An 8,045-nucleotide genomic window follows, 5' to 3' on the forward strand; every position below is an offset into this window, starting at 1 on the left:
CCCATGCGTACCGCTTCGACGGGGTCGCCGGAGCCGGAGAGGAGTTCGCGTATGCCCGCGACGGCCGCGTCGGAGTAGCGTGCCGGATTGTCGGACAGCAGCTTGTGGATCAGCAGCCGTCCGTCCGGGCGCCGCGCGACGATATCGGTGAAGGTGCCGCCCCGGTCGACCCAGAACTGCCAGCCTGTCACGTCTCCACCTCGCTTCCGCGCTGCTCAGAGCGCCCGGAGGCCGTTGATCACGTCGCGCAGAATACTTTCGTCCGGCAGCTCGGCCGGGGGGACGGGCCGAGTCACATGGACCAGTTCCGCGTCCGTCAGGTCCCCTACGAGTACCCGTATGACTCCGATGGGCAGATCGAGTTCCGCTGCGAGTTCGGCGACCGACTGCGGGACCTCACGGCACAGCTCCACGATGTCCACGTGCTCCGGGGACAGGGTCGGGTCCGTCTCCGGGGCGTCCACGTGCGGCTCCGTCACGACCACCGCGATGAGATCGAGGCGGTGCTGGGACGCATGGCTGGTGCGGCCCCGCGTCATGGCGTACGGACGGACGACCGGTCCTGCTTCGTCGTCGAACCAGTGGCTTCTTGCCTGACCGTCTGCGCTCATGCCATCCCACTACCCGCCGGAGGGCAGATCGGTGCGTGGAGCGGTGCCCAGATGCACGCCGACCCGCTTCACGAGAAGCGTCATCTCGTAGGCGACCAGGCCGACGTCCGAGTCGGCGTCGGACAGGACGGCGAGACAGCTGCCGTCGCCGGCGGCCGTGACGAAGAGGAAGGCGTCGTCGAGTTCGACGACCGTCTGCCGGACGCTTCCCGCCTCGAAGTGCCGGCCGACGCCCTTGGCGAGGCTGTGGAAACCGGACGCGACGGCGGCCAGGTGCTCGCCGTCCTCCCGGGTCAGGTCCTTGGAGACCCCCGTCGCCAAGCCGTCGCCGGAGAGCACCACGGCCTTGCGGATGCTCGCGACGCGGTCCACGAGATCGTCGAGAAGCCAGTTGAGCTCGCCGGACTTCCCGTTCACGGTCTGGCCGGTCGCCTTCGGTGCGGTCATCGACCGTCCCCCTTTGTCGTTCCTTGTGGTGCTGTGCCCCGGTGGGTGTCGTCCCCCGTGGCGTTCTCCTGGCGGCCGCGCTGCCAGCCGCGCTGGAGCGAGGCCATGCGGCTGCGGACCTCGTCGGCGTCGCGTTCCACCGGCGCCGTTCGGTCCTCGGCACGGCGACCGGGATCCTGCCTGAGCTGCGGCGCCAGGCTGGCCTGGCGGACACGGCGGGGCAGGGCACCGGTGCCGGGTGTCTCGGGGCCGGGCCCGCCCGGGCGCGCGGGTCCGGTGTCGCCGTCCTGGCCGAGATCCTGCGTCCGGGGTCCGGCGCCTTCGCCAAGGCGGCGAAGCGAAGGTTCGGTGCCCTCGGAGGAGCCGTTCGTCTCGGCAGGGCTCGCTGCTTCGGCTGCTTCGGCTGCTTCGGCTGCTTCGGCTGCTTCGGCTGCTTCGGCTGTTTCGGCTGTTTCGGCTGTTTCGGCGGAGCTTCTTGCTTCAGAGAGCTCCTTCGCCTCAGAAAGCTCCTTCGCCAGGGAGTCGCTGCCGAGGATCTTGCTCGGGCGATCGGAGGGCTCGCCGGTGTCGCGGCCGGTGGGCTCGTTCGGGCCGCTGATCCCACCGGTGGGCTCACCGGCCCGGCCGAAGGGTGAGCCGCCGCGGCGACGGGTCGGCAGGGGTGGGGTGCCGTCCTGTTCCGGGCGGCGCGGGCCGGGGCCGGTCGCGTTCTCCTCGTCCGCCTCCGGGCGCCGGGACCGCTGGTCGGTGACCGGTCGGCCGTGCGAGCTCACCAGCTTGGGTGTGCGGCGGCGAGGCAGCGGCACCGGGGGGTTGACATGATCGGCCGCCTCGGAGCGGGCAGGACCGCCGGGGACGTCGGACCTGGGCGTCGTGTCCCCGTCCGCGGGAGTGAGGCCGCGACGCGGGCGGAACAGCCCGCCACGTTCGCTCTCCTCACCGTCGAGTGCGTCCGGGAGGCCCTCGATGGCGTCGAGGTCGACCGGGCCCTCCAGCTCGACCGGCCCGTCGAGCAACGCCGGGGGTCGTCCGGGCAGTTGTACCGGCACGTGGGAGAACGCGGTCCTGCGGCTCTCCTCGAGTTCGGCCTCGCGGGACGGGCGCGGACGGTCGAGGCGGAAGCCGAGACCGTTGGTGTCGGGCACCTCGTCCGTCAGCAGCGAGTCGGGGATGAAGACGACGGCCGTCGTGCCGCCGTACGGAGAGGGCTGCAGCGAGACCCGGACGTTCTGGCGCTGGGCGAGCCGGCTGACCACGAAGAGGCCCAGCCGGTCCGTGTCGGACAGCTCGAACTCCGGGGTCTCGGCGAGCCGCAGGTTGGCGTCCAGCAGCGCCTCGGCCGCCATGCCGAGGCCGCGGTCGTGGATCTCCAACGTGAATCCGTTGGCCACGTGCTCGCCGAGGACCTGGACGGCCGTGTGCGGCGGGGAGAAGGCCGTGGCGTTCTCCAGGAGTTCGGCCACGAGATGGGTGAGGTCGGCGACCGCCGGGCCGGTGACGGCGACCCGGGGCAGGCGGCGGACCTCGATGCGTTCGTAGTCCTCGACCTCGGCGACGGCGGCGCGCACGATGTCCATCAGCTGGATGGGCTTGCGCCACTGCCGGGAGGGCGCGGCGCCGGAGAGGATCACCAGGCCCTCGGCGTGCCGGCGCATCCGCGTGGTGAGGTGGTCGAGGCGGAAGAGGTCGGCGAGTTCCTCGGTGTCCTCGGTCCTGCGCTCCATCGCGTCGAGCAGGGTGAGCTGCTTGTGCAGGAGGACCTGGCTGCGGCGAGCGAGGTTCACGAAGACCTCGGACACGCCGGCGCGCAGCGCGGCCTGCTTGACGGCGGCTTCGACGGCGGCGCGCTGGAGGGTGTTGAGGGCCTGGCCGACCTCGCCGATCTCGTTCCTGTCGAACTCCAGGCGCGGTACCTCGGTCTCCACGTCCACCTGCTCCCCCACGGACAGGCGGCGCATCACGCTGGGCAGTCGGACGCCGGAGGCCTCGTGGGCCTCCAGCCGGAGTTGGCGCAGGTCACGGATGAGGCCGCGGCCGACGCGGATGGAGACGACGAGCGAGACCAGTACGGCGATCAGGCCGAGGAAGCCGGCCACGACGGCCTTGACGATGATGCCGGTGGCGATCGGGCGGATGCGGTCCTGGTAGCGGTCCCCGGCCTCGTCGTCGAGGGTGCCGAGGTCGTCGAGCACGTTGCCGGCCGTGGTGTCCCACGTCTGCGCCGAGATCCCGCCTGCGTCACCCGAGGCGGAGGCCACGGCGGACTCCTCGGCCACCCGCAGTGGAGCGGTGGCGGCGTTCTTCCAGAAGCGCTCGTACCGTTCGCGTTCCGAACTGGGCAGCATCGGCAGGCTGGAGTCGTACAGGACGCCCCGCTGGGCCACGAGGTCGGAGACGTCACGGATCTCGGCACGGGAGAGCCTGCCGACGACCAGCGCCGAGCCGAGGAGGGCGTCCTCACGGGAGAGGAGTTCGCGGGCGCGGACCACGTTGACGAGGGCGCGGTACTGGGTGTCCATCTCCACGTTGTCGACGACGTGGAGGTCACCGAGGAGGACGAAGCACGGGTCGACCAGGCGGTTGTAGAGGTCCAGCGCCTGCGAGCGGTTGACCGTGCCGTCCTCCACGCTCTGGCGCAGGGATCCTATGCCGTCGAACGCGTCCAGGACGGCGGTCAGCCGCTCGCCCGAGGTCTCACCGAGGTCGTCGCGCAGCTCCGCACTGGCGGCGTTCCTGCGGACCTTGGCGACGGCCTCGTCGGTGGCGGCGCGGCTGCGTCTGAGCGCGGCGAGTCCGTCGGAGGCGCGAGGGTCGGCGAGATAGACCAGGGTCTGCCGGCGTTCCTGCTGAAGGACCCGGACGGTGTCCTCGGCCGGGTAGCCGATCTTCTCGACCACGGACGAAGCGCTGAACAGCTGTGCTGCCTCGCGCCCCGTGAGTAGCGTGGCGAAGGCCCAGATCGCGCTCAGGGACAGCAACGGCACGAGAAGCAGCGCCACGATCTTCCGGCGGATGGACTTCCCGCGAAAGCGCATGGCCTCCCCCAGCTCGACCCCCACCGGCAGGGGGTACACATGTGCGTCAACAAACGGCGCGAGCCTACTACCGACGCACCCGTAACTCGAAGACCGTTCCGGAAGGCGATCTTCCGCATGCCTGCCGGGCATGGAGAGTTGTCCGGTCATTGTGGGAGATCGCCGCCCCGAATCCGGCCGCACGCGTGAACCCTGATCCGGTCGGCAGGTCTGGGTGTTTGGCCAGAATTCTTCGTTCGCCGGGAATCTTCGGGGCGCACCGTTCGTCCTTCTGTACAGGGAATGGGGGCGGAATCGGCCACAGGAGCCGCATCCTGCACCCGGGCGGCGTAAAACAGCGCAAGCCGGGCAGCCACTGGGGAGTCGGGTCTTCGGACCGGGGCAAGAGGTCTGCTGGCGGTGGGGAGTGACACGGTGATGGGCACGGCGGAGCGGCAAGAGGCACCCGAGACGGGTGGAGTCGCACAAGTGACGGCGCAGCGGGGCGCCGAGGCGCCGGATCACGACATTCGGGTGGGCGGACCCACGGCGACGGACGGGGACTTCACGCCGGAGAAGAGCGAACGGAAGGCCGAGACCGGAGGGCGGGCGGCATACGGGGGCACCGACCGGTCCCGGGAATCGGACACGTCCCAGGAGCGACCGTCCTACCGGCCGTTGTGGATCGAGGAGCCCGCGAAGCGACGTCGGCTGCCGGAGCCGGTACGGACGGCGGCGGTGCGGGCCGTGCTCATCATTTCCGTGACGCTGATACAGGCGATGGTGGCGTTCCTGTGCACCCTGGCAGGCTCCTGGCTCGCGTTCCCCATGGTGCTCAGCAGTATCGCCAGCACCGTGGCGGCCACGTGGAGTGTCCTGGACGTCTGGGTGACACGACAGGTCTGGAACCAGCGCAACGGCGTGGTGTCGATGCCGAGCAGCACCGCACGGGCGCTGCGCCGCGAACGCCGGCGGGCCCGGCGGCAGGCACGGGCCGCCGGGCGGGCGCAGGAGCGGATACACGGGCGGGGTGGGGCTGGGCAGTTGTCGCACCCCTGAGGCCACGGGTCGGCAGTTCGGGCCATGCCGGTCGGCCTGGCCGGGGGCAGTTCGTTGGCGTCCCGGGGGGTAGCTGGTCAAGACTGACGGTCGGTTGGCGGTCGCGGTGCCCCGGGTCGGGCCCAGCAGGGTGGGGCCTGGCGCACGAGGTACTGGACGCGGCCGAGATCCGCCGCCGGTTCCCGCCCCTGACGCCCCAGGACGACGAAGTCGCCCTGCACGAGCGGAAGCGGCGAGATCCGCCGCCGGTTCCCGCCCCTGACGCCCCAGGACGACGAAGTCGCCCTGCACGAGCGGAAGCGGGCCTTCTGCGGTCCGAGAACACCGTCGCCGCGCATCTTCAGCCGGCCCGGCGTCAGGGCGCCGCGCTGCAGTTCGACGAGCCGGTGACACGCTGGGAGCCGTACCGGGACGGGCTCCGGGGGCACACCGCCGAGAACACGTACACGGCGGGGCAACTGGTGATGTGCCCGGGTGCGTGGGCGACATGGCTGCTCGCCGACGTCGGGGGGCCGTTCACGATCGAGCGTCAGGTCATTGTCTCGTTCGAGCCGAAGCAGGGCGTCGAGCCCTTCCTGCCGGAGAACCACCCGATCTACATCTGGGAGGACGCCGCCGGCGTCTTCTTCCGCAAGGGTCAGGTCACCACGCCGGAGACCACGTGTACTCGACCACGCCCGACGGGCACGGCTTCCATTACGTGCCGGTGGTCGGGGAGATCCTCGCGGACCTGGCCCTGTCCGGCACGACCGCGCACCCGATCGCCCTGTTCGACCCGGCCCGCCTCGCCGTCCCGCTCGACGGATCGGCGGCCCGTCCCGCTGTGGCGCGCCGCTGGCGGCAAGGACACGGCGGAGGCCATCGCCGTGGCTCGCCGCGCCTTCGACACCGGGCCCTGGCCGCACACGCCCCCGCGCACACCGACCCCTCGCCGCGGGGCTGGTTCACCCCCTAGCCTGCCTCCCCCGTCCCCAAGGCCCCCGAACCCCGGCCCCGCGCACCGCGCCTCGCCCCCCAGGCCCACCAGGAGTCCGCCGATGACGACGACCCAGCAAGCATCCGGCCCACATCACCAGGACGACGCCGAACTCGCGGAGTTCGGCTACCGCCCCGAACTCAAGCGCACCCTCGGCAACTTCCACACCTTCGCCGCCGGGATCAGCTACATCTCGATCCTGACCGGCACCTTCCAGCTGTTCTACTTCGGATACGGCAGCGGCGGCCCCGCCTATTGGTGGTCGTGGCCGCTGGTCTTCGCCGGTCAGTTCATGGTGGCCCTCTGCTTCGCGGAGCTGGCCGCCCGCCATCCGGTCGCCGGCTCGGTCTACAACTGGTCGAAGAAGATAGGCAATCCGCATCTGGGCTGGCTCGCGGGCTGGATGATGCTGGTCGCCTCGATCGTGTCGATCGCGGCCGTCGCACTCGCGTACCAGCTGACGCTGCCGCAGATCTCCTCGTCCTTCCAGTTCGTGGGGGACGGCACCGGCACCTACGACGTGGCGACCAACGCGGTGATCCTGGCCGCGGTGCTGATCCTGTTCACCACCGTGGTGAACGCCTTCGGCGTCAAGCTGATGGCGCGGATCAACACGGCGGGCGTGTTCATCGAGTTGATCGCCACCGTCGTACTGATCGTGCTGCTCGCGGTGAACGTCACGCGCGGCCCGCAGGTCGTCATGGACACCGCCGGGACGGGCACGGGGCACTCGTCCGGCTACCTGGGCGCGTTCCTGGTGGCCTCGTTGGCGTCGGCGTACGTCATGTACGGCTTCGACACCGCCGCCTCGCTCGGTGAGGAGTCCCTGAACCCCTCCCGGAACGCGCCGCGTGCCATCGTCCGGGCGATCGTCGCGTCCTTCGCCCTCGGCGGGCTCGTGCTGCTCCTCGCGCTGATGAGCGTCTCCGCGCTGAACGGGGACAAGCTGTCGACGCAGGGCCTGCAGTACATCGTGCTCGACGTGCTCGGTCCGACGGCCGGCAAGGCGATGCTGTGGTGCGTGCTGATCGCGGTGACGGTCTGCGCGCTGGCCGTGCACACGGCGGCGATCCGGTTGGCATTCGCGATGGCCCGGGACAACAACCTGCCCGCGTCCGCGCTGTTGGCCCGGGTCAGCCCGCGCTTCCAGACGCCGGTGCTGCCCGCCGTGATCATCGGGGTCCTGGCGCTGGCCATCCTCGTGGTCAACATCCGCCAGCCGCAGATCTTCACCGTCGTCACCAGCATCGGCATCATCATGATCTACCTCGCCTATCTGGGTGTCACCGTGCCCATGCTGGTGGCGCGGCTGCGCGGCCGGTGGCAGCCTGCCGAGGGCCGGTTCTCGCTGGGCCGCTGGGGTCTGCCGGTCAACATCGCGACCGTGCTGTGGGGCACCGCGATGACCGTCAACCTGATCTGGCCGCGTGCCTCGGTCTACAACGCGTCGGCCCCCTTCCACTGGTACCTCCAGTGGGGCGCCGTGCTCTTCGTCGCGATCATCGCGGGCGGCGGCTTCGCCTACTACTGGTTCGTCCAGCGGCACCGCACGGGTGTCCTGGCCGACCACCGCGCGCAGACTCCGCCGACCGCCCCGCTCGCCGCCCCCGCCGACTGAAGGAGGCCGACAGCCGCGCTGAGCGGCTGGGCGGGCGCGGAGCTGGCTCCGGGACCGGACGTGCGGCCCGACGACGAGCTGCTCGACTGCATCCGCGGGACCCACGACACCGTCCACCACCCGTCCTGCACGAGAAGTGCGCCGACCTGATCAAGTCGGCCTGCTAGACAGGCCTCTTGAACATGCGCGTCGCCGTGATCTCGCTGTGCACCGTCTCGCCGGACCGGGGCTGTGGTGGCAGCCCCGGCCTGAGGTGTTCCTCGACGCTGATGTACTTCAGCCCCGCCCGCAGGTCGGCGTCGTTGCGCAGCCGGATGACC

The 8,045-nt window shown here is 70.9% G+C and carries 6 protein-coding genes and 1 pseudogene; 3 read left to right on the forward strand and 4 right to left on the reverse strand.

The genetic code is table 11. From position 1 onward, the window contains the following. The 4 genes from AB0O67_RS35305 to AB0O67_RS35320 all read right to left on the reverse strand — a co-directional run. On the reverse strand, positions 1–191 hold a 191-nt coding region (locus tag AB0O67_RS35305; RefSeq protein ID WP_365459526.1), incomplete at its 3' end, for a hydantoinase/oxoprolinase N-terminal domain-containing protein. A 24-nt stretch (positions 192–215) separates the two neighbouring features. Beyond that, on the reverse strand, positions 216–611 hold the full coding sequence (locus AB0O67_RS35310; protein WP_365459529.1) for a DUF742 domain-containing protein: 396 nt from the start codon (positions 609–611) through the stop codon (positions 216–218). Between the two features lie 9 nt (positions 612–620). After that, a complete protein-coding gene (locus AB0O67_RS35315) occupies positions 621–1,058 on the reverse strand; it encodes a roadblock/LC7 domain-containing protein (protein WP_365459532.1) in 438 nt (145 codons plus the stop codon). Further along, a complete protein-coding gene (locus AB0O67_RS35320; RefSeq protein WP_365459538.1) occupies positions 1,055–4,093 on the reverse strand; it encodes a nitrate- and nitrite sensing domain-containing protein in 3,039 nt (1,012 codons plus the stop codon). Before AB0O67_RS35320 ends, AB0O67_RS35315 begins: the two co-directional genes overlap by 4 nt. A gap of 417 nt (positions 4,094–4,510) precedes the next feature. On the opposite strand from AB0O67_RS35320, the gene AB0O67_RS35325 reads away from it, so the two are divergent. The 3 genes and pseudogenes from AB0O67_RS35325 to AB0O67_RS35335 all read left to right on the forward strand — a co-directional run bounded on the left by AB0O67_RS35325 (position 4,511) and on the right by AB0O67_RS35335 (position 7,725). Next, positions 4,511–5,131, forward strand: coding sequence for a hypothetical protein (locus AB0O67_RS35325; RefSeq protein ID WP_365459541.1), 621 nt, complete (start codon positions 4,511–4,513; stop codon positions 5,129–5,131). Between the two features lie 131 nt (positions 5,132–5,262). Next, positions 5,263–5,918, forward strand: a pseudogene (locus AB0O67_RS35330) (FAD-dependent oxidoreductase); the annotation flags it as partial. Positions 5,919–6,168: 250 nt separating this feature from the next. Further along, the gene (locus AB0O67_RS35335; protein ID WP_365459535.1) at positions 6,169–7,725 is read left to right on the forward strand and encodes an amino acid permease; all 1,557 of its coding nucleotides are present in this window, start codon (positions 6,169–6,171) and stop codon (positions 7,723–7,725) included. Positions 7,726–8,045: the final 320 nt, after the last annotated feature.

Source organism: Streptomyces sp. NPDC086077 (assembly GCF_040686175.1).
Lineage (GTDB): Bacteria > Actinomycetota > Actinomycetes > Streptomycetales > Streptomycetaceae > Streptomyces.